This window comes from Bacillus sp. TCT6, assembly GCF_056033845.1.
The window spans coordinates 3,766,423-3,788,292 of record NZ_JBVYHX010000001.1 but is presented as its reverse complement, the minus strand read 5'-3'; the positions used below and the strand labels follow the sequence as shown (position 1 = coordinate 3,788,292).

Annotated in this window: 26 protein-coding genes; 16 read left to right on the top strand and 10 right to left on the bottom strand. The window is 35.2% G+C overall.

Going from position 1 to position 21,870, the window contains the following annotated elements:
• Positions 1-161: 161 nt before the first annotated feature.
• The 3 genes from AC0ONG_RS19220 to AC0ONG_RS19210 all read left to right on the top strand — a co-directional run bounded on the left by AC0ONG_RS19220 (position 162) and on the right by AC0ONG_RS19210 (position 1,972).
• Positions 162-425: a YqkE family protein gene (locus AC0ONG_RS19220; RefSeq protein WP_000727553.1), complete on the top strand. Its 264-nt coding sequence runs from the start codon at positions 162-164 to the stop codon at positions 423-425.
• Between the two features lie 66 nt (positions 426-491).
• Positions 492-1,016, top strand: coding sequence for a GrpB family protein (locus tag AC0ONG_RS19215; RefSeq protein ID WP_001227184.1), 525 nt, complete (start codon positions 492-494; stop codon positions 1,014-1,016).
• Between the two features lie 128 nt (positions 1,017-1,144).
• A complete protein-coding gene (locus AC0ONG_RS19210) occupies positions 1,145-1,972 on the top strand; it encodes an aldo/keto reductase (protein ID WP_000275862.1) in 828 nt (275 codons plus the stop codon).
• 57 nt (positions 1,973-2,029) lie between these two features.
• Here AC0ONG_RS19210 and AC0ONG_RS19205 read toward each other — a convergent pair whose 3' ends face one another.
• Positions 2,030-2,944, bottom strand: a complete 915-nt coding sequence (locus AC0ONG_RS19205) for an aldo/keto reductase (RefSeq protein WP_000747233.1) — start codon at positions 2,942-2,944, stop codon at positions 2,030-2,032.
• A gap of 111 nt (positions 2,945-3,055) precedes the next feature.
• Entirely contained in the window at positions 3,056-3,190 is a 135-nt protein-coding gene (gene mciZ / locus AC0ONG_RS19200; protein WP_000870291.1) for a Z-ring formation inhibitor MciZ, read from the bottom strand.
• A 74-nt stretch (positions 3,191-3,264) separates the two neighbouring features.
• Here mciZ and AC0ONG_RS19195 point away from each other — a divergent pair, with 74 nt between their 5' ends.
• A complete protein-coding gene (locus tag AC0ONG_RS19195) occupies positions 3,265-3,804 on the top strand; it encodes an NUDIX domain-containing protein (RefSeq protein ID WP_000067931.1) in 540 nt (179 codons plus the stop codon).
• 23 nt (positions 3,805-3,827) lie between these two features.
• Here the strand turns inward: AC0ONG_RS19195 and AC0ONG_RS19190 are convergent, their stop codons facing one another.
• A complete protein-coding gene (locus AC0ONG_RS19190) occupies positions 3,828-4,379 on the bottom strand; it encodes a GNAT family N-acetyltransferase (RefSeq protein WP_000803497.1) in 552 nt (183 codons plus the stop codon).
• A 155-nt stretch (positions 4,380-4,534) separates the two neighbouring features.
• Between AC0ONG_RS19190 and spoIIM the strand changes: the two genes are divergently transcribed.
• The 9 genes from spoIIM to corA all read left to right on the top strand — a co-directional run bounded on the left by spoIIM (position 4,535) and on the right by corA (position 12,542).
• Complete coding sequence (spoIIM, locus tag AC0ONG_RS19185) at positions 4,535-5,152, top strand: stage II sporulation protein M (protein WP_223308695.1); 618 nt, start codon at positions 4,535-4,537, stop codon at positions 5,150-5,152.
• Between the two features lie 106 nt (positions 5,153-5,258).
• On the top strand, positions 5,259-5,714 hold the full coding sequence (gene fur / locus AC0ONG_RS19180; RefSeq protein WP_000392657.1) for a ferric iron uptake transcriptional regulator: 456 nt from the start codon (positions 5,259-5,261) through the stop codon (positions 5,712-5,714).
• 103 nt (positions 5,715-5,817) lie between these two features.
• On the top strand, positions 5,818-6,048 hold the full coding sequence (locus AC0ONG_RS19175) for a YqzK family protein (RefSeq protein WP_001250432.1): 231 nt from the start codon (positions 5,818-5,820) through the stop codon (positions 6,046-6,048).
• Between the two features lie 6 nt (positions 6,049-6,054).
• Positions 6,055-6,945 (top strand): site-specific tyrosine recombinase XerD, encoded by an 891-nt coding sequence (gene xerD / locus AC0ONG_RS19170; RefSeq protein WP_000390088.1) that lies wholly within the window; start codon positions 6,055-6,057, stop codon positions 6,943-6,945.
• 146 nt (positions 6,946-7,091) lie between these two features.
• On the top strand, positions 7,092-7,832 hold the full coding sequence (locus tag AC0ONG_RS19165) for a FixH family protein (RefSeq protein ID WP_000733454.1): 741 nt from the start codon (positions 7,092-7,094) through the stop codon (positions 7,830-7,832).
• Between the two features lie 355 nt (positions 7,833-8,187).
• Positions 8,188-9,372, top strand: coding sequence for a phosphopentomutase (gene deoB / locus AC0ONG_RS19160; RefSeq protein WP_001046081.1), 1,185 nt, complete (start codon positions 8,188-8,190; stop codon positions 9,370-9,372).
• A gap of 12 nt (positions 9,373-9,384) precedes the next feature.
• Complete coding sequence (locus AC0ONG_RS19155; RefSeq protein WP_001078446.1) at positions 9,385-10,206, top strand: purine-nucleoside phosphorylase; 822 nt, start codon at positions 9,385-9,387, stop codon at positions 10,204-10,206.
• A gap of 7 nt (positions 10,207-10,213) precedes the next feature.
• A complete protein-coding gene (locus tag AC0ONG_RS19150; RefSeq protein ID WP_001243069.1) occupies positions 10,214-11,518 on the top strand; it encodes a pyrimidine-nucleoside phosphorylase in 1,305 nt (434 codons plus the stop codon).
• 61 nt (positions 11,519-11,579) lie between these two features.
• A complete protein-coding gene (gene corA / locus AC0ONG_RS19145) occupies positions 11,580-12,542 on the top strand; it encodes a magnesium/cobalt transporter CorA (RefSeq protein WP_002026281.1) in 963 nt (320 codons plus the stop codon).
• A gap of 31 nt (positions 12,543-12,573) precedes the next feature.
• Here corA and AC0ONG_RS19140 read toward each other — a convergent pair whose 3' ends face one another.
• Both AC0ONG_RS19140 and AC0ONG_RS19135 read right to left on the bottom strand, forming a co-directional pair.
• Positions 12,574-13,863: an NCS2 family permease gene (locus AC0ONG_RS19140; protein WP_000676243.1), complete on the bottom strand. Its 1,290-nt coding sequence runs from the start codon at positions 13,861-13,863 to the stop codon at positions 12,574-12,576.
• A 134-nt stretch (positions 13,864-13,997) separates the two neighbouring features.
• Positions 13,998-14,669, bottom strand: a complete 672-nt coding sequence (locus AC0ONG_RS19135) for an SIMPL domain-containing protein (protein WP_001161431.1) — start codon at positions 14,667-14,669, stop codon at positions 13,998-14,000.
• A gap of 159 nt (positions 14,670-14,828) precedes the next feature.
• Between AC0ONG_RS19135 and AC0ONG_RS19130 the strand changes: the two genes are divergently transcribed.
• A complete protein-coding gene (locus AC0ONG_RS19130) occupies positions 14,829-15,248 on the top strand; it encodes a MarR family winged helix-turn-helix transcriptional regulator (protein ID WP_001003307.1) in 420 nt (139 codons plus the stop codon).
• 99 nt (positions 15,249-15,347) lie between these two features.
• Positions 15,348-15,893, top strand: coding sequence for a hypothetical protein (locus AC0ONG_RS19125; RefSeq protein ID WP_000873788.1), 546 nt, complete (start codon positions 15,348-15,350; stop codon positions 15,891-15,893).
• A 19-nt stretch (positions 15,894-15,912) separates the two neighbouring features.
• On the opposite strand, the gene AC0ONG_RS19120 is transcribed toward AC0ONG_RS19125, so the two are convergent.
• Genes AC0ONG_RS19120 through AC0ONG_RS19100 form a run of 5 tightly spaced genes read right to left on the bottom strand, consistent with a single transcriptional unit; the run spans position 15,913 to position 20,397 of the window.
• Positions 15,913-16,962: an ABC-2 transporter permease gene (locus AC0ONG_RS19120; protein WP_000468504.1), complete on the bottom strand. Its 1,050-nt coding sequence runs from the start codon at positions 16,960-16,962 to the stop codon at positions 15,913-15,915.
• 37 nt (positions 16,963-16,999) lie between these two features.
• Entirely contained in the window at positions 17,000-18,064 is a 1,065-nt protein-coding gene (locus AC0ONG_RS19115) for an ABC-2 transporter permease (protein WP_000486555.1), read from the bottom strand.
• Between the two features lie 12 nt (positions 18,065-18,076).
• Positions 18,077-19,141 (bottom strand): ABC transporter permease, encoded by a 1,065-nt coding sequence (locus tag AC0ONG_RS19110; RefSeq protein ID WP_000468519.1) that lies wholly within the window; start codon positions 19,139-19,141, stop codon positions 18,077-18,079.
• On the bottom strand, positions 19,131-20,012 hold the full coding sequence (locus AC0ONG_RS19105) for an ABC transporter ATP-binding protein (protein WP_000922124.1): 882 nt from the start codon (positions 20,010-20,012) through the stop codon (positions 19,131-19,133). The genes AC0ONG_RS19110 and AC0ONG_RS19105 overlap by 11 nt, the downstream gene beginning before the upstream one ends.
• A complete protein-coding gene (locus AC0ONG_RS19100) occupies positions 19,978-20,397 on the bottom strand; it encodes a GntR family transcriptional regulator (RefSeq protein WP_000548027.1) in 420 nt (139 codons plus the stop codon). Before AC0ONG_RS19100 ends, AC0ONG_RS19105 begins: the two co-directional genes overlap by 35 nt.
• A 166-nt stretch (positions 20,398-20,563) precedes the next feature.
• Here AC0ONG_RS19100 and dacF point away from each other — a divergent pair, with 166 nt between their 5' ends.
• Positions 20,564-21,754 carry a serine-type D-Ala-D-Ala carboxypeptidase DacF gene (gene dacF, locus AC0ONG_RS19095; RefSeq protein ID WP_000832002.1) on the top strand — a complete coding sequence of 397 codons (1,191 nt, stop codon included), beginning with the start codon at positions 20,564-20,566 and terminating at the stop codon, positions 21,752-21,754.
• Positions 21,755-21,870 lie beyond the last annotated feature (116 nt).

Below are 21,870 nucleotides of genomic sequence, written 5' to 3'. Positions count from 1 at the left end.
ATAATTTTAATAGATTCATAGGATTATAGCTACATAAAAATTTAGTCTTTTCGAAAAATTAACATATTCACAAAAAGTGGATAATAGAGTAAAGACCCTTTTTTATTGTCGATTGCATCGTGTATCTACTATAATGGAGAAAAAAGTAAAAGGTGAGTAGCATGAAGAAAAAGAAACAAAGACAAATGCAAAGACAATCGCAAGTGAATCCACCAAAGAAAGAAACACTTACATTAGGCGATCAATTAAATGATTCACTCATGCAACAATTAAAGAGTAAGAAGAAAGAGTTGCAAGTGAGAGAAGAGGAAAAAGAGGCAGCTGAACTGGAAAGAAAGCGCAAAGAACAAAAAGAACGTGAAAAGAATAAATCATTTGAAGAACTGCTAAGTGAAAGTAACCTTACTTGGAAAGACTTTAAATAATAAAAAAATGATCAGTGAAATTCACTGATCATTTTTTGACGAGCTTGTAAGAAAAGGGGAGTTATTATGAGGAAAATTGTAGTTGTTCCGCATGAAAATCATTGGAGTGAAAAATTTCAAATGGAGGCTGAAAGATTAAAAACAGCGATGCCAGAAACGGTGAAAATTCATCATATTGGAAGTACGTCAGTGCCAGGACTGGCAGCTAAACCTATTATTGATATGATCATGGAAGTAGAAAGTATTGAAAGGGTAGATAGGTGGAATGAACGATTTATAGAGCTTGGTTACATCGTAAAAGGGGAAAATGGTATTTCAGGACGCCGATTTTTTATCCATGGAACGGAAGAAAAACGTTTGTATCATTTACACGTGTTTGAAAAAGGAAATCCAGAGATAGTAAGGCATTTAGCATTTCGTGATTATATGATGGCTCATTGTGAAGAAGCAGAGGCATATGCAACCTTAAAGAAAGAATTGGCCGAAAAGTATACATATGATGGCACGTTATATACGGAAGGGAAAAATGAGTTTGTGCGCAATGTGGATGAAAAAGCGAAAGAATGGAGAGAAAATAACGTGAATAAATGAGTTCACGTTATTTTTTAGCTATATAAAAGTGTTATGTAAACTGTACGTATGTTTTGACTTTTGGGATGAATCTTGTTGAAATAAAGTTGTGGCTTATAAAAAAATGTAACAATGAAAGGGAGACGACTGTGTATATTCCAACAACTACACTTCATAATGGCGTGAAAATGCCGATGATTGGTCTAGGCGTTTATAAAGCAAAAGAAGGCGACGAAGTAAAACAAGCAGTAAAAACAGCGTTAGAAGTTGGATACCGTTCGATTGATACAGCAACTGTGTATGAAAATGAAAGCGGTGTCGGAGAAGCGATTCGTGAATCAGGAATTCCAAGAGAAGACCTATTTATTACAACAAAAGTTTGGAATGACGATCAAGGATACGAGGAGACACTCGAGGCGTTTGAAAAAAGCTTAAAGAAATTACAAATGGACTATGTAGATTTATATTTAATACATTGGCCAGTAAGAGGGAAGTATGTGGATACGTACCGAGCGTTAGAAAAATTATATGAAGAAGGTAAAGTGCGTGCGATTGGTGTTTCTAATTTTCATAAACATCATTTAGAATTGTTATTACCAAATTGCAAAGTGAAGCCGATGGTGAACCAAGTAGAACTTCATCCGATGTTAACGCAATTTGAATTGCGTAATCATTGTCAAGGTGAGCAAATCCAAATGGAAGCGTGGAGTCCGTTAATGAGGGGCGGAGAAGTATTTCAGCATCCAATCATTCAGGCTATTGCTAACAAATATGAAAAAACACCTGCGCAAGTTATATTAAGATGGGATATTCAAAGCGGGATTGTTACAATTCCTAAATCTGTTACACCATCTCGTATTAAAGAAAACTTTACTATTTTTGATTTCTCACTAACTGAAGAAGAGATAAATCAAATTAACACGTTGAATCGCGATTTACATGTAGGCACAAATCCTGATAAATATGATACGTTATAAAAAAGACTGTCTCCTAATAAAGGAGACAGTCTTCTGTTTATCGGTAATTCGATATTTTTAACGATGCAAAGCATATGTGTCATATTTAACAATTTTTTGAAGTTGTACATATTCTTCTTTAGTTAAAGGTAACTGTTGGCTAGCTCGTATATTTTCCTGCAATTGTTGAAGAGAGCTTGCGCCAGGTATAACAGCTGCAACAGTCTTATTATGTAAGCAATATTGAATAGCTGTTCCTGTTAAAGAGCTTTCTCCAATCGTTTCTTTTACACTCGCTAGAGTTGTATGTAATTCATCGTAAGAATAAGAGAGGTAATCCTTTTCCTTTACTCTTTCTATTTTTCTTGCATTGTTATCAGTTAAAATTCCTTTTGCAAGTGGTCCGCGAGCAATGATGCTAATTTGGTATTCATTCAGAAGCGGGAACCATTCTTCTGGACGACGATTTAAAAGGCTATATTCCATTAGTACACTAACGATGTTTGAGCGTTTTGCATATTCACGGATTACATTTGGACGTATAGAAGAAATACCGTAATGGCGGATAATACCTTCTTTTTTCAATTCTTCAAAAGCTTCAATTGTTTCATCTATTGGATCTTCAATCGTTCCGCCGTGAAGTTGGTAAAGGTCAATATAATCAGTTTGAAGTCTACGTAAACTTTCTTTTACTTCAGCCTTTATGTAAGCTTTAGAAGGGTCCCAAGACCAGCCGTTTTTTTCTTCTGTCCAACGATTTCCAACCTTCGTTGTAAGAACAATTTTGTCTCGTTTCCCCTTCAAGGCTTTTCCAACAAATTCTTCATTTAATCCGTAATCATATAAATCTGCTGTATCAAAAAAATTAATTCCTAAATCGATTGCTTCATCGACAATACGCATAGCCTCTGTTTCAGATGTACCGAGAGACATACAGCCAAGGCCCATTTCTGTAACAAATAAATCTGAGTTTCCTAATTGACGTTTTTTCATAGGTCAACCTCCTTACCTTTATTGTACGAGAGGGAAAAGAGGTTGACAAACGTTTCCTTTTCGCTTTGCATTAACTGCCCGTAAAAGCATAATTAATGTGAGCTTAATGGATTAATGTTTCATTTTATTTGCTGTAATCCACTCTTGTACAGTTGTATACTCTTTGCTATATTGTTTTAGCTTATGGCGAATTTGCCATGCTTTTCCGACTAACGTGATGCGATTTGGTAAAATATAAACTTTCATTTCTATCACGCTCCTTTCAATGTGGTAAAATGTATGAAGAAAGAATAGGAAATAGAACAGGGAGATGAAGTAGTATGAGTAATCTTACAGAGAGAACAGTAAAAACTGAGCCGATTTTTGATGGTAGAGTTATAAAAGTTCGTGTTGATGATGTAGTATTACCAAATGGAGAAATGAGTAAACGTGAAATTGTAAATCACCCTGGTGCAGTTGCGATTATTGCTATTACAGATGAGGGGAAAATTGTGCTTGTTGAGCAGTATCGTAAAGCGCTTGAAAAGGCGATTATAGAAATTCCAGCCGGCAAGTTAGAGCCTGGTGAAAAACCAGAGGTAACAGCAGTTCGTGAATTAGAAGAGGAAACAGGATATGTATGTGAAAATATGGAGCTTATTACTTCTTTCTATACATCTCCAGGATTCGCAGATGAAATTTTATATGTATATAAAGCGACAGGTTTGACAAAAAAAGAAAATAAAGCTGAGTTAGATGAAGATGAGTTTGTGGAATTAATGGAAGTATCGTTAGAAGAAGCGATTACTCTTATGAAAAATCTTCGTATTCATGATGCGAAGACGATGTTTGCAGTACAATATTTACAACTACAAAAATAAACACTCGCCAAAGGCGAGTGTTTTTAATTGATTTTTGCATATACACGTGCATCACGTAAGCTACCGTCTGGTGCTAGGAAATCATTTTCCATTGTACCTTCTAGAATGAATTCTAAACGTTCTGCTAAGCTACATGCATTTATATTTGTTGCATCAGTACGAATTTCAATTCTTCTAGCGCCTAGTTTATCAAAGGCGAATTGGATAGCGCCTTTAACAGCTTCAGTCATATAGCCTTGTTTTGTATAATCGCTATGCAACCAGAAGTGAAGTGAAAACTTTGGAATATCCCAGTTTTCAGGTTTTAGTGTAATTGCTCCGATGAATGTACCAGATACTTTATCGTATAAGTGAAAATCAAGTGTTTCACGAAGTAAAAACTGTCCGTGAGCTTCGCGAACAATTTCTTCAGCACTCTCTTCTGTTTCAGCGTTAATTGGTACCCACGGTACTAAGTCTTCTAGAGAAGCTTGGATTGCTTCATATACTTCTGCACCATCACCTGGAAATGGTTTACGAACTTGTAAGCGTTCAGTTTGAAATAATGTTGGAAAATCTAATAATAATGGTTTCAAGAGAAATCCCTCCTATTCTCTACTTTTTAGTTTAGCAAAGTAGAGCGGAATTTCAATGTTAATTCGTCATACTTTTTTCTTTCTTTCATACATTTTTAATAAGAGTGTGAACGGAGGGAAGAAAAATGTGGCGAAAAAATTGGCAAGACCTTGTAATGTCTCACATACAGGAAAACTCTTCATTATATATATTTAACGCTGTTTTATTATTGATGGGAGTAATATTTGGAGCCATTCTTGTGAATAGTTTACAAATCAATCAAAAACAAGATTTATCATTTTATTTACAACGTTTTTTTGGACAAGTCTCTAAAGGAGAATTTGCCATTGCGGGCGAAATGTTTCGAGAAAGTTACTTTTCGCAATTAAAATACATCGGATTTATTTGGATTTTAGGGATTTCAATTATTGGATTACCACTTATTTTTATTTTATTATTTGTAAAAGGAGTTGTTGTTGGATTTACAGTTGGTTTTTTAGTAAGTCAGCATGGATGGAATGGACTATTATTAGCATTTGTATCTGTTTTGCCACAAAATTTAATTATCATTCCAGTCTTTCTCATTATGACAACCATTGCTGCAAGTTTTTCTTTACGGATGATTAGGCATCAATTTATTAGAAAAATAACCGAGCCACTATTACCATTATTAATCCGGTATACATGTTTCTTTCTTGTAATTGGAGCGGTATTAGCAATGGCTTGTAGTGTGGAGGCTTACGCATCACCAGTTTTAATGAAAGAAGTTGTTGAGGCTATTAATAAAAAATAAATATTTTTTGAGAATAATTATCAATTTGTTTTTATTGTTTTTCTTTTGACAGAAGCCCTTCTTCTGATATAATGGTGTAAGAGTGGCGAGGAGGGAGTAGTACCGAATGGAAGAAAGAATTGAACGAATTAAGAAGCAATTACATGCAGCGAGCTATAAATTAACACCGCAACGTGAAGCAACAGTTCGTGTGCTGCTAGAAAATGAAGAAGATCATTTAAGCGCAGAAGATGTTTACCTCCTTGTAAAAGAAAAGTCGCCAGAGATCGGATTAGCAACCGTCTATCGAACTTTAGAACTATTATCTGAGTTAAAAGTTGTCGATAAGATTAACTTCGGAGACGGTGTTTCACGCTATGACTTACGCCAAGAAGGTGCGCAGCGTTTTCACCATCATTTGATTTGTACACAATGTGGTGCTGTACAAGAAATACAAGAAGATTTACTTGGTGAAGTGGAAAGGAAAGTAGAACGAGACTGGAGCTTTAAGGTGAAAGATCATCGTTTAACATTCCATGGGATTTGTAAAAATTGTCAAGAAAATGAAACGGATGAAAAATAACCTTTTCCTATTTATCTAGGAAGAGGTTTTTTATTTGAATAAGGTATAAATTGGTGAAAGCTTGGCATATGTTGTAATAACTTATATTTTGGAGGAATTTACAATGCGCCGAGCTTTAAAATTAACTTTTGATGGAATAAAAGTATTTTTATTATTTACAAGTTGTACGATTTTGTTTTATTTCGCTATACTATGGATAAATGAAGAATATGAAAGCTATCATCGTTATGAAAAACCTAAAGAAGAGACTGTAGAAAAAGTATCAGGGAATGAAGAACCGGCAAAGGATGCTTTCGTAAATAGAATGATGTTTTTCTATGAAAATGGGGAGTAGTGTAGAGTGGAAGATCAATTAAAAGATTTTATTCATTATATGGTTGTCGAAAAAGGATTAGCAAAGAATACAGTAGTATCTTATGAACGGGATTTAAAAAGCTACGTAAAGTATTTGCAAAATGTGGAACAGACGAAAACTTTTCATGAAGTGACCCGTTTACACATTGTTAACTTTTTGCAGTATTTAAAAGAAAACGGAAAATCTTCGAAAACATTGGCGCGTCATATTGCATCAATTCGTTCGTTCCACCAATTTTTACTTCGTGAACGAGCGGTAGAACACGATCCATCCGTACATATTGAAACGCCGCAAGGGGAACGGAAATTACCAAAAGTATTATCAGTTGATGAAGTAGAGGCGTTACTTCAAACACCAAAAATGACAAGTGCTTTTGGGATACGTGATAAGGCGATGCTAGAGTTACTGTATGCGACAGGACTTCGTGTTTCAGAATTGATTGCACTCAATTTAGAAGATGTACATTTAACGATGGGATTTGTTCGTTGCATAGGGAAAGGGAATAAAGAAAGAATTATTCCACTAGGAAGTTTAGCAACGGAAGCGATTCAAAAGTATATTGAAAAAGGAAGAAGAGAATTAATGGGGAAAAAAGTAGTAGATGCACTCTTTTTAAACCATCATGGTAATCGATTATCAAGACAAGGATTTTGGAAAATATTAAAACGATTAGCGAAAGAAGCAAATATTGAAAAAGAGCTTACACCTCATACGTTGCGTCACTCGTTTGCTACGCACTTATTAGAAAATGGAGCAGATTTACGTGCTGTACAAGAAATGCTTGGTCATGCAGATATTTCAACGACGCAAATCTATACGCACGTTTCAAAAACTAGATTAAAAGATGTATATAAACAGTTTCATCCAAGAGCATAGTTACTATGCTCTTTTTTCATAGATTCAGAAGGGAAGACCGTTTCACAGAAACTTCACAAACATTTCGTATATTGTTTTCAGCAGAAGACTGGAATATTACAATGTATTTCCTCTATACTAAATAAAGTATAAAGGAGGAAATGATGATGAAAAAACTGATTATAACTTTATTTATCGCGATGCTAGCGTTGGCTGGCTGTAATACAAACAAAGAAGAACCGAAAAAAGAACAGAAACTTGAAGCTGTAAAAGTAGCAGTCCAAACAAATCCGAAAGAAATTAAACCAGGTGAAAAAACAGAAGTACAAGCACTTGTTACACAAGGGAAAGAAAAAGTAACGGATGCCGATGATGTAAAGTTTGAAATTTGGAAAGATGGCGACGAAAAGCACGAGATGTTAGATGGTAAGCATAAAGGAAAAGGTGTTTATGCAGTAGAGAAAACATTCGAAACGGATGGAGTATACCATATTATCGCTCACACAAATGCACGTGAAATGCACGTTATGCCGGAAGTGAAAGTTGCTGTAGGAAATGCGAAAGTAGAAGATGCGAAAAAAGAAAATAGTGATCACAGTGCAGGACATGGAGATCATAAAAGTGACACAATGATCCATCTTATGGCTGGAGACATAAAGGCAAATGCTGAATCTACAATGAAAGTTCATTTAAAGCAAAAAGAAGAAGCATTAGCTGGTGCTGAAGTACAACTAGAGATTTGGAAAGATGGTGTTGAAAAACACGAATTTATTCCAGCGAAAGAAGGGAATAAAGGAGAGTATGAAACGAAACATACTTTCAAAGAGAACGGTGCTTACAAAGTGAAAGTGCATGTAAGAAAAGGCGAATTGCATGAACATAAAGAAGAAACAATAGAAGTAAAATAAAAAGTAGCTCTTTAGAGCTACTTTTTATTTTTAATATGAAGAAATAAATCATAAAAAAATTAGCACTTCGTTGCAGAATGAATTACAATAGAAGTGTGAAGAAAATGAGAAATTCTACGAAAATGTATTAAAAAGAAAGCGTAAACATGTTATGATATCAGTATCAGATGTCTGACATCTGACTTAGAAAAAACTAGAAATGTTTTTGAGTCGTTTCAAGTAAAACGAAATAGGTTAGAGAATGGTTTAAAGAAGTACTGTTTGACAATGAGAATTCTTATGGATAACAGTTTCACTTTATAGCGTTTTGAACATACTACAAGAAGTAGAACTGAACTTATAGGAGGTCGCAGTTATGAATAAATATAAACGTATATTCCTAGTCGTAATGGACTCTGTGGGAATCGGTGAAGCACCAGATGCTGAGCAATTTGGTGATTTGGGATCTGACACAATTGGTCACATTGCTGAACATATGAATGGTTTACAAATGCCTAACATGGTGAAATTGGGTCTTGGTAACATTCGTGAAATGAAAGGTATCTCTAAAGTAGAGAAACCACTTGGATATTACACAAAAATGCAAGAGAAATCTACTGGTAAAGATACAATGACAGGTCACTGGGAAATCATGGGCCTTTACATTGATACACCATTCCAAGTGTTCCCGGAAGGATTCCCGAAAGAATTACTTGATGAATTAGAAGAAAAAACAGGCCGTAAAATTATCGGTAATAAGCCAGCTTCTGGAACTGAAATTCTTGATGAACTTGGCCAAGAGCAAATGGAAACCGGCTCTTTAATCGTTTATACTTCTGCTGATAGCGTATTGCAAATTGCAGCACACGAAGAAGTAGTGCCACTTGATGAGTTATATAAAATCTGTAAAATTGCACGTGAATTAACATTAGATGAGAAATACATGGTAGGTCGTGTTATTGCTCGTCCATTCGTTGGTGAACCTGGAAACTTTACACGTACACCAAACCGTCATGATTATGCATTAAAACCATTCGGCCGTACAGTAATGAATGAATTAAAAGATAGTGACTACGATGTAATTGCTATCGGTAAAATCTCTGACATCTATGATGGTGAAGGGGTAACGGAATCACTTCGTACGAAGTCTAACATGGATGGAATGGATAAGCTTGTAGATACATTAAATATGGACTTTACAGGTCTTAGCTTCTTAAACTTAGTTGACTTTGATGCATTATTCGGCCACCGCCGTGATCCACAAGGATACGGAGAGGCTCTGCAAGAATATGATGCACGTCTTCCAGAAGTATTCGCAAAACTACAAGAAGATGATCTATTATTAATTACAGCAGACCACGGTAATGATCCAATTCACCCTGGTACTGACCATACACGTGAATATGTACCATTATTAGCATATAGCCCAAGTATGAAAGAAGGCGGACAAGAGTTACCACTTCGTCAAACATTTGCTGATATTGGTGCAACAGTAGCAGAAAACTTCGGTGTGAAAATGCCAGAATACGGAACAAGCTTCTTAAACGAGCTAAAGAAATAGGGGGATAAACAAATGAATCGTGAACTTATTACAAAATCAGCTTCATACTTAAAAGAGAAATTTCAAGAGACACCACAAGTAGGACTAATCCTTGGATCAGGACTTGGTGTATTAGCAGACGAAATTGAGAACGCAGTAACAGTACCTTACAGTGAAATCCCTGAGTTCCCAGTATCAACTGTAGAAGGCCATGCAGGTCAACTAGTATTTGGCACACTTCAAGGTGTAACAGTAGTAGCAATGCAAGGACGTTTCCACTTCTATGAAGGATACGACATGCAAAAAGTAACATTCCCAGTTCGTGTTATGAAAGAACTAGGTGTAGAAACGGTTGTTGTAACAAACGCAGCTGGTGGTGTAAATACATCATTCGAGCCAGGCGATCTTATGTTAATTTCAGACCACATTAACTTCATGGGTACGAATCCATTAATCGGGCCAAATGATTCTGAAATGGGCGTACGTTTCCCTGATATGTCTACATCGTATACAGTAGAACTTCGTGAAATGGCGAAACAAGTTGCAGCAGACTTAAATATTAAAGTACAAGAAGGTGTATACGTTGGAATGACAGGTCCTGTATATGAAACACCTGCTGAAATTCGTATGCTTCGTACACTTGGCGGAGATGCAGTTGGTATGTCAACAGTACCTGAAGTAATTGTAGCACGTCATGCTGGAATGAAAGTATTAGGTATTTCTTGTATTTCAAATATGGCAGCTGGTATTTTAGATCAGCCACTTCATCACGATGAAGTAATTGAAACGACAGAACGTGTTAAAGCTAACTTCTTAGCATTAGTAAAAGCAATCGTCAAACAAATGAAGGGGTGACTTCACAATGAGAATGGTGGACCTAATTGCAAAAAAACGTGACGGACATGCATTAACGACAGAAGAAATTAACTTTATTGTTGAAGGATATACAAATGGTGATATTCCTGATTATCAAGTAAGTTCACTTGCAATGGCAATTTTCTTCCAAGATATGAACGACCAAGAGCGTGCTGATTTAACGATGGCAATGGTAAATAGCGGCGATACAATTGACTTATCAGCTATTGAAGGTGTAAAAGTAGATAAGCATTCGACAGGTGGTGTTGGTGATACAACAACACTTGTATTAGGTCCATTAGTAGCTGCTTTAGACGTACCAGTAGCGAAAATGTCTGGACGCGGTTTAGGACATACTGGTGGTACAATTGATAAATTAGAAGCAGTTCCAGGATTCCATGTGGAAATTGAAAACGATGAATTCATGCGACTTGTAAATGAAAACAAAATCGCTGTTATCGGCCAAAGTGGTAACTTAACACCTGCTGATAAAAAGTTATATGCACTTCGTGATGTAACAGCAACAGTAAACTCAATTCCGCTTATTGCAAGTTCGATTATGAGTAAAAAAATTGCTGCTGGTGCAGATGCAATTGTTCTTGATGTAAAAACTGGAGCAGGTGCATTTATGAAAACGGATGAAGATGCAAAACGTTTAGCAGAAGCAATGGTACGCATCGGTAATAACGTTGGTCGTAATACGATGGCAGTTATTTCTGATATGAGTCAACCACTCGGTGAAGCTATCGGTAACGCACTAGAAGTACAAGAAGCAATTGATACATTACAAGGTAAAGGGCCAAAAGATTTAGAAGAGCTATGTTTAACACTTGGAAGCCAAATGGTGTACCTTGCTGGACAAGCTTCATCTTTAGAAGATGCACGTGAAAAGCTAATTGAAGTAATGAACAACGGAAAAGCGCTAGAATCATTTAAAACGTTCTTATCAGCGCAAGGCGGCGACGCATCTGTTGTTGATGACCCTTCTAAATTGCCACAAGCACAATTTAAAATTGAAGTGGAAGCGAAAGAAGACGGATATGTATCAGAAATCGTTGCAGACGAAATCGGAACAGCAGCAATGCTTTTAGGAGCAGGACGTGCAACGAAAGAGTCAGAAATTGATTTAGCAGTTGGTCTAATGCTGCGCAAAAAAGTAGGCGATAGCGTGAAGCAAGGTGAATCCCTTGTTACAATTTACGCGAACCGCGAAAATGTTGAAGATGTAAAAGCGAAAATTTATGAGAACATGAAGATCTCTAAAGAACACGTAGATGCACCAACTTTAGTACACGGTATCGTAACGAAGTAATAAAAAAAAGCTGAGGAGATTTCTCCTTGGCTTTTTTTACTATTTTTTGTTTATAATAATAATGGGTGAAATTATGATTAGAATTTGTGCAGTAACAAAAACAGATGAAGTATTATATGATGTTTCTCTAGAAGAAACAAAGAAAGACCATATTGTATGGTATTGGCTAGATTTATATAAGCCAACGAAAGAAGAGTATACATATATTCTGCAAGACCATTTTAAGTTCCATCCCCTTGCAATTGAAGACTGTCTAGAATATGTACAAAGGCCAAAAGTTGATTTTTATGATGGATATAACTTTTTAGTTCTTCACGCGTTTGGAGAAGATGGGCTAGAACCACATGAAATTGATTTGTTTGTTAGTGATCGCTATATTGTTTCTTTCCATTTTTCTCATAATAATGCAATTGAAAGAGTATGGAAAACACTTGGTGAGAAGAGGCGGATTAAGAAAGGACCTTTACATGTAGCACATACAATCACTGATCAAATTGTAGATGATTATTTCGCACCTGTATATTACATTGAAGATCATTTAAATGCGATTGATGATAATTTAACAGGTGAGACAGCAGGAGCCGTGCTAGAAGAAGTATTTGATATTAGGGCAGATTTATCTAAGTTAAGACGTACAATTATTCCAATGCGTGATTTATTGTATCGTATTTTGAATTCCACTCGTTTTTACGGTATAAGTGATCATGAGATTTATTTTAAAGATATACATGATCATTTACTTAAACTTACGGAAATGATTGAGGCAAGTCGAGAGTTAACGGCGGATATTCGGGATAGTTATTTTTCATTAAACTCACATCATATGAATAACATTATGAAAACATTAACTGTATTCTCGACTATTTTCATGCCATTAACATTTATTGCGGGAGTATATGGAATGAACTTTACGCATATGCCAGAGCTTGGTGGACAATATAGTTATTTTATTTGTCTTCTTCTAATGGCATTAATTGGCGGCGGAATGATGGCATGGTTTTATAAAAAAGGATGGTTTAAGTAAAAAACACCGAGGATTTCCTCGGTGTTTTTTCTTAACCAATAGCATGTAATACAAACATAGCTAAGAATAAGCATGTAATGATATACATAGATGGTGCGACTTCTTTACGCTTTCCAAGAGCAACTTTTAAGATAGGGTAAGCAATAAATCCGAACGCAATGCCATCAGCGATACTATATGTGAGCGGGATCATAACGATAATTAAGAATGCTGGAAATCCTTCTGAAAAGTCGTTCAGAGGAATTTGTTGAATGCTTGTAATCATCAGACCGCCAATAATAATTAAGATTGGTGCAATGGCACTATCAGGAATTAATTTGACAAATGGAAGAGCAAACAGTGATGCAAAGAATAGCAACCCAGTAACGATAGACGTCAGACCTGTCTTACCACCTGCAGTAATACCTGCGGCACTTTCTACTGTTGAAACGGTAGGGCTTGTGCCAAATAGACCACATGTCATTGCTGAAATTGCATTGGCTTGGTAAGCACGTGGGAATTTACGATCATCTTCTAATAAACCGTGCAGAAGTCCCATGTTCTCAAAAATAAGCACCATGCTTAAAGAGAATGTTGCAATCCAAAATGGTAAGGAAGAAAGTTTCCCAAATGACATAGCTCCAAACACATCACCGTAATTAGCGAATGAGAATGAACTATTTCCCATTTGACTCGTATCCACAAGACCAAATAACCATGAGATACCAGTTCCTATTGCAATCGTCCATAAAAAGTTTCCACGTACGTTACGAATAAATAATACAAGTGCAATGATAAGAGTAAGTAATGTCGCAAGAACGACAGGATTACTTAATTTCCCCATTGCCACAGCAGTATTTGGGTTCGAAACGACTAAACCACCTTTTTGCAATCCGATAAACGCTAAAAATAATCCAATGCCGACAGTAATCGCTTCCTTTAATGACTTTGGAATTGATACTGATAGCACGCGAGCGATTGGTGTAAAAGCGGCAATTGCAAAAATAATACCAGAGATAAAGACAGCAGCTAATGCTTCTTGCCAAGTTAGTCCAAGCGTATGCACAGCTGTGTACGTGAAGAATGCATTTACACCCATACCAGGGACAAGAATAGCAGGTGCATTTGCCCAAAATGCCATGAGTAGACATCCGACAAATGAACTAAAAACAGTTGCTAAAATTCCAGCTTCAAGAGGAATGCCAGCATCTGATAAGATGGACGCATTTACAATCATAATATATACGATTGTGAAAAATGACGTAACTCCAGCTAAAACTTCTTGTTTTGGTGATGTTTCGTGTAAACCTAATTTAAATGTTCTTTCAAGTATTCCTTTCATGTTAAACCTTCTTTTTCATATCCCTCTCCCACCCGTGATATCTCTTTTGTAAGAGCTCACCGTCCTTTATTATATCAGAACATCATGTTTTTACAACAAGTAAAATGATAACGTTTACTTGTAAAGAGAATTCGTTATAAATACGTAAAAATAGCCCGTATGGATGAAATGATTTCTAATTCACCAGATTGAATGGGCGGGGCTGCTTGTGCATGTAAAGTAGCATAAGACGTAACCTCCCGTGGTAATTGGGCAGATTCTTCAACGAATGAGAGGGGAACAGGATTAATATTTAGATTATATGTACTCGCAATAGCACGAGCTTTTTCTACTGCCTGGTGCAGAGCTTGAATGAGAGCCTTCTCATAATATTTATTTGGATGAGATACTCGGAAACGTAAACCTTTTGCTACATTTGCGCCATTTGATACGGCTATATCATATACTTCCCCAGCTTTTTGTACATTTAAAACGGTAATTTCATACAAATGCTCCACACGGTATCCTTGGAGCAATGCTTTATCATTTACATATTCGTATTGAGGAGTGATCGTATAAGAAATCGTTTCTATATCTTTATCGGCAATACCAAGCTGTTTAAGTGCATCCAGTAATTGTTTTGATTGTACTGCATTTTCTTCCTGCGCTTGTTTTACATTTTTACTATCAGTTCGAATGCCAAGCGTTAATATAACAACGTTTGGTTTTGCTTTGACAACGCCTTCGCCTTGTACAGTAATAGTAGCTTCTTTACCAGTATTAGCTGTGCGTACGTTGTGTAAATAAGGATTTATTCCACCCTGCATTTTCCATCACCATCCTTTTTATATGTATATGTGTGAACAAAAAAGAAATTTATATGAAAAAAGTTACATAAATGAGAATGTTGAGGAAAGAAATCATATACAATATAGGTATTTATAGATTATAATATGTGTAAATATGATAAAAAAGGGACGAGGCTATTGAACGAAAAAAGAGAAACGCTGATTTTAGATTTATCTGCATCATTTCGAAAAATGATACGTTTATTACAAAATGATATTAATACACGTTTTGCAGAACATATGCCATATAATGAATTTTCTGTATTACGTGCGTTATTTTTAAACAGTCCACAGATGGCTTCGCAAATTGCGAGTGAAGTAAACGTAACCTCCAGTCATATTACAGCTGTTACAGATCGACTTGTACGAAAAGGATTAGTAGAAAGAAAACGTTCTAATTCAGATCGTCGTATCGTGTACTTAGAAATTACAGAGCACGGAAGAGAAGTAACTGAAAAACTTGAAGCTGTGCGTAAAGAATATTATAAAGAGAGATTTAAAGGTTGGAGCGACCAAGAAATAGAAATGGTCTTAGAACTATTTGGCCGCGTATTATAATAAATGAGGATAGGAAGCGAAAGCATTCCTATCCTTTTTCTTTTGAATAAAAATATTTTGAAACTCCGATACTTTAATTAAAAGATCGGAGGAAAGATTATGAAATATATTGCTGCACTTACCATTTTATTTGGTAGTTTTTTCTATTTTAAAACATTCACGTACGCAGATACGCCTATCCAAGTGGTGCGAAAAGAAGTGAAGTACATTGAAACTGATAATACAGTTTTATATTCGAAATTATGGGTTCGTTCTATGCAAAACGCAGTATTATTTCACCATAGCGATAATATTCGTAATCGGGACACATTACGTAATGTAACAAGTTCATCGTTTGTTAAAGCGAAGCAACTATCTTTTCAGAAAGCAGCACTTTATATACCGAGACTATCGCAATACGTATCAAAAATAGGGAAAGAAAACATTCAAGTGTACTACATTGCGATTCACTATAATGTGAAAAAAGAAAATGCATATCAATTAGATGGTATGAACTATTTTCTACAAGTATTTGTAAAAGAGCGTGGGGAATGGAAAATTGCCGAAAGTGTAGTTGCACCGACAGAGCAAATTGTGCAAAATGGTGATGGATTTGGGATGAAAGAAGAGATGGTGTATGGGGATAGGAGAGAGAATGTGAAATAACCTCCTCTTTAAGAGGAGGTTATTTCGTATGAAGTAAAAACTTTTTATTGACCAAATAGTTAAGTATTACATAGCTAAATAATCCTATTATTATGAATCCGGTGTAATAATTTAATAGAGGATCATTTTTTCCACCTGTTATCCGACCTCCTAATAAGGCAAAACATATTGTGGCACATGGTATAAATAAAACATGTAGTTTAGTGAATAATAATATTTTACCGCTATTTTCATTTGGAGTTCGATCATATAAAAATACTCCTAATGGTAAAAGAATGAGAATATAAAGAATCGGTGTGGAAATCTTCCAGATGGGCATGAATTGATGGTGCTCCTTAACGGATTCTTTTGAATTATTATTGCCATCTTCTTTTACTTTGGGATTAAATGTATAAGATATATAAGTATTATTAGTAGGTGCGAAAACTTCAATATTTTCTATATATGATGCATAATTCGTTTTTTTAAGGAAAAATTCAGTTGTAGATACATTTGTGTGAATCCAAGAAAAGTGAAACAGTAACATGCCTATTCCAGATGGTAATATAATGAAAATTAAGCTTAATATACTATGCGAAATGACATTGCCAGCAATTGTTCCGATAAAAATAGCTATTGTAAAAATTGCCATCCATGTAATGGTAACATAACATAATAATGTACCCATTGGCCCAAAAGATTGGTGTTGGCTAAAAAGATTAATTTTTAGGATGAAATACAATACGATGGCATTAATACCTATTATGAATATAATTGCGGTTGTCCCGAACAGCCACTTAGAAAGAAAAAGCTCTTTTCTTGTGAATGGCATTGCAAATAACAGATAGTCTGTTTGATTATGTCTTTCCCAACTGATTAATGAACAGGCAAGTAATATGAAAATTGGAATGAAGGGGATAATAAGAGTATCCCCATTTAAACTATAAAAGAAATAGCCATCTTCGTTTGGTTTAACCTGTAAATCCCTAAAATAGTTAATAGGTAAAAACCAAAAACTACTACAAGCAAAGAGTAAAAGAATGTACTTACTTTGTTTGTAATGATGGAGCCATAAAGCTTTATGAAACATGTAATCCCTCCAGTACAAAATTGTGATAATGATGAGTTTATTTAGCGTTCCAAGAGAACTTCCATTTCAATAGTTTGGATAGAAGAAAATAGCTCATTGTGCTTGCGCCAAAAAATCCAATGTAAAAATTAAGTAATGATTTATCTCCCCTTAAGACTAAACCAGCAACGATTCCTATAAAGAAAACAGCAAGGCCTATAACTATTTTTTGTAAATTCGGATAAAGTAAGAAGCTACCGTTTCGCTCATTGACTGAACGAACATATAAATATATACCCAAGGGTAATAAAATAATGGTATGTATAATAGGCGCAATCAATAATTTTGCTGAAGGGATTTTTGTAAAGTTTGGTTCGTTATGACGCACTTCATCAGAATCGGTATAGGCACTTTGTGGATTATAATCAAATCTAATACGAAAATCTTCTACTGGACCAGAAATACGGATGTTTTCCAAAAAACGGTGCATAATTCCATTGTTTTCATGAAAATCTATATTCGAGTGAACAGCAATGACTCCTGAAATAAGTGCTGGAATTAACATTGGGAACATGAATAGAGCTGCAGTGAGAAATCCTTGCGATATAACATTCCCAGCGATTGTTCCTATACATAAGGCAAGTGTATAAATAGCGATTAATACAATTAACATGTATATAAAATAACTATGGAATGGGGAGAATACTTGATATTTATTATGAAAAGTCAACTTTTTCATAATAGCAAATAGTCCCCAGTTTAAAATGACAACAGCGGCGATATTACAGATTCCAAACAACCACTTTGTTATATAGAGGTGTGAACGTTTAAAGGGCATAGACCATAACAAGTCGCTAGCGTTATTTTGTCTTTCCCATCCAATTAACGTACAAGCTAGCAAGATAAGCACAATACCTAACAGTGTGACGGGATTTATGAGTGTTAAATCAAAATTGTAATGATATACATAGTTCCACTTTTTATTGTCATTTAGAAATTGTTGCTGTTGAATAGAAGTCATATAGTAGTAATATGACAAAGTATAGAAGCTGACGAGCCAAAATAACCATACAACATATTTACTTTGTTGATATGTTCTTAGCCATAGTGCTTTTTGAAACATAGGATCTCTCCTTTAAAAAACTTTATAATTTGTTAGGCGTGATAATATAACATAAGTAATGATTCCAGTGAGAAACAAACAAATATAGTAGTTAAGTAAGAAATTAAATTGATTTAGTTTATAGCCACCTAGTAATGCAAAGTAAATGGTTGTCCCCCATATCCATATTCGTAAATGTTTTTGGAAAATAAATATCTTTTGAGTGTTTTCATTTGGTGATCGTGTATATAAATATGTTCCAAGTAGTAAGTAAACTATTGTATAAAAAATAGAGACTAACATCGATTTAGCTGAATAATAGTGATAAGATGCTGGATCTCTTAAAATAGTTGAGTTCTTTTCTTTTTTACGTGATTCAGGATCATAATGGTAATAAATCGTGAAATTATATATTGGTGCAACTATATTTGTTTTTTGATTAATTTCGTAAAGTTGTTCATCTAACTTATAATTTTTAGTATCGGTAGCTTCTAAGTGATTTATCGTAAAAGTGTACACTAGTGGAATAAATGTAAGCCCCATTAGTAACCAAGGAATACAAAAAACAACCTGCGAAACAACGCTTCCAGTAAAAGTACCGATGCATAGTGCAGCTGTATATACTGCTGCATAAGAAACAATCGCATAAAGAAAGTATCGATGAAATGGACTAAATGATTGATAATCAAAATGAATAGTTGTTCTATAAATAACATACATAAGAATCCAATTTATAAGTAACGAGCTCACAATACAAAAGGAACCGAAAGCCCATTTAGATAAGAAGACATCTTTTCTTTTAAAAGGCATCGTCATAAGTAGTGTATTAGATTGGTTGCTACGTTCCCATCCTATCAATAAGCAGGCTAAAGCAATGATAAGAACAGTTAACCAAAAACTATTACCTTCGCCTGGCGAAAAGGCATAAAAATAATAATACTGTTTACCTTTTTCTTGTAATTCGTAATACTCAGCAAGTTGTCTCTGAGCACTTTTATAGTAGCTAAAAGATAACAAGTAAAGCGAACTAAAGAAAAACAGTAACGCAGCATATTTCCCGCGCTTCCAATTCCACATCCACAACGCTTTATGAAACATACCCATCCTCCTCCAGTGTCGTAACGAAGACATCTTCAAGTGACATTGTTAGTTCTTCAATGAGTATAGGTTGCTCTTTATAAAACTTCTCCAGTGTTGTAGCTACATTTCCCTCAATTAAGATTGTATATACTTTTCCCGTTTGGTTTAATATTTTAATATTGCTTAAGTTTTCTAGTTTTTGAGGTAATGAGCGTTCATAGGCTACTTGGATTTTAGCAAATTGTGATTTTGCATCGTCTAGTGATGTAATAGAAGATACAGTATGTCCTTTTAAAATAATGATTGTATCTGCAATTTGTTCAACTTCATCTAAATGATGGGTAGATATGAAAATGGTAATCTCTTTTTCTGCAACTTCTCCAACGAGAAACTGTAAAATCTGTCTTTTAACGATAGGATCAAGTCCGTTTGTTGGTTCATCTAAAATAATATATTCTGCCTGTGCAGCAACAGCTAAAATGATGGCAAGCAGTGCTTTCATTCCTTTTGAATAACTACGAATTCGTTTGTTTGGTAAATTGAAACGTTCTAGTAGTTCGTAGAAATATGGTTCATCAAATGCTGTATAAACTGCTTTATAAAACTTCACGATTTCTTTTACTGTATAACCGTTCAGTATGTTAGTAGAATCCGGAACGTATACGATTTTTTGTTTCGTTTCAGGATTTTTATGAATGTCGATATCCTCATATGTAACAGTTCCCTCATCTGGGTCTAAAATACCGACTATCGTTCGTAATAAAGTTGTTTTCCCCGCACCATTTCTTCCAAGTAATCCGACGATACTACCTTTTTGTAATGTGAAAGAAACATCGTCTAAAATTGTTTGATTATCAATTGTTTTCTTCAAGCTTGTCACTTTCAACATCCGTATTTCCTCCAATCTCTTTATAGTATGAATCTATCCAATCATGAATTTTATCTTTCGTAATACCAAGATAAGAGGCTTCTAATAGTAATTGATGAAATTGCTTTTCAACCATAGCGATTTTCCTTTCGTCTAATGTTGGGGTAATCGATTGGGATACAAATGTTCCTTTTCCTCGTAACGTTTCAATAATTCCTTGTCGCTCTAACTCTTGATACGCTTTACTTACTGTATTTGGATTTATAACGAGTAAAGAAGCGAGCTCGCGTACAGAAGGAAGTTTATCACTTGGAGCCAACATGTTTTTCAATACGAGTTCTTTTATATTTTGAACAATTTGTTCCCATATCGGAGTGTTGCTTCTTGGGTCAAGTTGAATATGCAAGAGCAATGTCTCCTTCCTCATATGTATTAAGTGTACTACTGCGTGTAATACACTTAATACAATATAGGGGACGAATGTATTTGTCAAATGAAAATAATAGAAAAAATTGGTATTAAAAAAAGGAAAATTGGAAAAAATAGGTCTGATATAGAATGGAGGGTTAGTCATGAAGCGAGTTTTTGGAATACTTGTTTGTTTCATGTTATTGCTTTCTGGAACTTCAGTGAGTTTTGCGCAATCTGAGAAAACGAAGCAGGAGAAAACAGAAGAAACAACGCCGAAGTTAGCGGAACAAGCGTCGTCAGCAATCGTAATTGAGCAAGATACAGGTAAAGTTTTATTTGATAAAAACCCAAATGAAAAATTACCACCTGCTAGTATGACAAAGATTATGACAATGCTTTTAATTATGGAACAAGTTGAAAAAGGAAAACTAAAACTGACCGATAAAGTTAGAGCGAGCGAACATGCAGCTTCAATGGGTGGATCGCAAATCTTTTTAGAACCTGGGGAAGAGATGACTGTAAATGAGATGTTAAAGGGTATTGCAATTGCATCTGGAAATGACGCATCTGTTGCAGTAGCTGAGCATATCGCAGGTTCAGAAGAAGGATTTGTAAATATGATGAACAAAAAGGCGAAAGATCTAGGGTTGAAAAATACACATTTTCAAAACCCAACAGGTCTTCCGGCCAAAGACCATTATTCGACAGCAAATGATATGGCTATAATGGCGAGAGAATTGATGAAGTATCCACTTATTCGTAAATACACAGGTAAGTACGAAGATTATTTACGTGAAGATACGGATAAAAAGTTTTGGCTCGTTAATACGAATAAGCTAGTACGTTTTTATCCTGGCGTAGATGGAGTAAAAACAGGTTTTACGACAGAAGCGAAATATTGTTTAACAGCATCGGCTCAAAAAAATGGCATGCGTGTCATTTCAGTTGTCATGGGAGCACCAACATCAAAAGAACGGAACAACGAAGTGACGAAGCTTCTTGACTATGCATTTGGACAATATATGACAAAGAAATTGTATACGCGCGGCGAAAAAATTAAGACAGTTCAAGTAGGAAAAGGGAAAAAAGAAAAAATAGATTTAGTTGCGTCAGATAATGTTTCTCTTCTTATGAAGAAGGGCGAGAGTATGGACAAGGTAAAACAAGAAGTAATTGCTGAAAAGAAAGTAAAAGCACCGATTAAAAAAGGTGACGCGCTTGGCACACTTGTTATTAAAAAAGATAAAGATGTTTTATTAAAACAAACAATTGTAGCAAAAGAAGATGTTGCTGCAGCGAGCTGGTGGGAGTTATTTAAAAGAAGTTTTGGGATGTTTTCAACATCAAAATAGCGGCAAATAGTTTGCCGCTTTTCTATTCGTATGCCAGTGAATAATGCTGAAAGGTTTCACTTTATGACGAAATAGTTCTTCTTTTGTCAGCAGGAAGGATTCTTATTTTATATCAC

Coding starts and splice junctions, on each gene's coding strand:
- AC0ONG_RS19110 (WP_000468519.1), bottom strand. CDS start 19,141: ATGTTTCATAAAGCGTTGTGGATGTGGAATTGGAAGCGCGGGAAATAT.
- AC0ONG_RS19220 (WP_000727553.1), top strand. CDS start 162: ATGAAGAAAAAGAAACAAAGACAAATGCAAAGACAATCGCAAGTGAAT.
- deoB (WP_001046081.1), top strand. CDS start 8,188: ATGAATAAATATAAACGTATATTCCTAGTCGTAATGGACTCTGTGGGA.
- AC0ONG_RS19175 (WP_001250432.1), top strand. CDS start 5,818: ATGCGCCGAGCTTTAAAATTAACTTTTGATGGAATAAAAGTATTTTTA.
- AC0ONG_RS19135 (WP_001161431.1), bottom strand. CDS start 14,669: ATGCAGGGTGGAATAAATCCTTATTTACACAACGTACGCACAGCTAAT.
- AC0ONG_RS19120 (WP_000468504.1), bottom strand. CDS start 16,962: ATGTTTCATAAAGCTTTATGGCTCCATCATTACAAACAAAGTAAGTAC.
- AC0ONG_RS19150 (WP_001243069.1), top strand. CDS start 10,214: ATGAGAATGGTGGACCTAATTGCAAAAAAACGTGACGGACATGCATTA.
- AC0ONG_RS19195 (WP_000067931.1), top strand. CDS start 3,265: ATGAGTAATCTTACAGAGAGAACAGTAAAAACTGAGCCGATTTTTGAT.
- dacF (WP_000832002.1), top strand. CDS start 20,564: ATGAAGCGAGTTTTTGGAATACTTGTTTGTTTCATGTTATTGCTTTCT.
- AC0ONG_RS19155 (WP_001078446.1), top strand. CDS start 9,385: ATGAATCGTGAACTTATTACAAAATCAGCTTCATACTTAAAAGAGAAA.
- AC0ONG_RS19215 (WP_001227184.1), top strand. CDS start 492: ATGAGGAAAATTGTAGTTGTTCCGCATGAAAATCATTGGAGTGAAAAA.
- AC0ONG_RS19125 (WP_000873788.1), top strand. CDS start 15,348: ATGAAATATATTGCTGCACTTACCATTTTATTTGGTAGTTTTTTCTAT.
- spoIIM (WP_223308695.1), top strand. CDS start 4,535: ATGTCTCACATACAGGAAAACTCTTCATTATATATATTTAACGCTGTT.
- AC0ONG_RS19105 (WP_000922124.1), bottom strand. CDS start 20,012: ATGTTGAAAGTGACAAGCTTGAAGAAAACAATTGATAATCAAACAATT.
- AC0ONG_RS19205 (WP_000747233.1), bottom strand. CDS start 2,944: ATGAAAAAACGTCAATTAGGAAACTCAGATTTATTTGTTACAGAAATG.
- AC0ONG_RS19165 (WP_000733454.1), top strand. CDS start 7,092: ATGAAAAAACTGATTATAACTTTATTTATCGCGATGCTAGCGTTGGCT.
- AC0ONG_RS19115 (WP_000486555.1), bottom strand. CDS start 18,064: ATGTTTCAAAAAGCACTATGGCTAAGAACATATCAACAAAGTAAATAT.
- fur (WP_000392657.1), top strand. CDS start 5,259: ATGGAAGAAAGAATTGAACGAATTAAGAAGCAATTACATGCAGCGAGC.
- mciZ (WP_000870291.1), bottom strand. CDS start 3,190: ATGAAAGTTTATATTTTACCAAATCGCATCACGTTAGTCGGAAAAGCA.
- corA (WP_002026281.1), top strand. CDS start 11,580: ATGGGTGAAATTATGATTAGAATTTGTGCAGTAACAAAAACAGATGAA.
- AC0ONG_RS19140 (WP_000676243.1), bottom strand. CDS start 13,863: ATGAAAGGAATACTTGAAAGAACATTTAAATTAGGTTTACACGAAACA.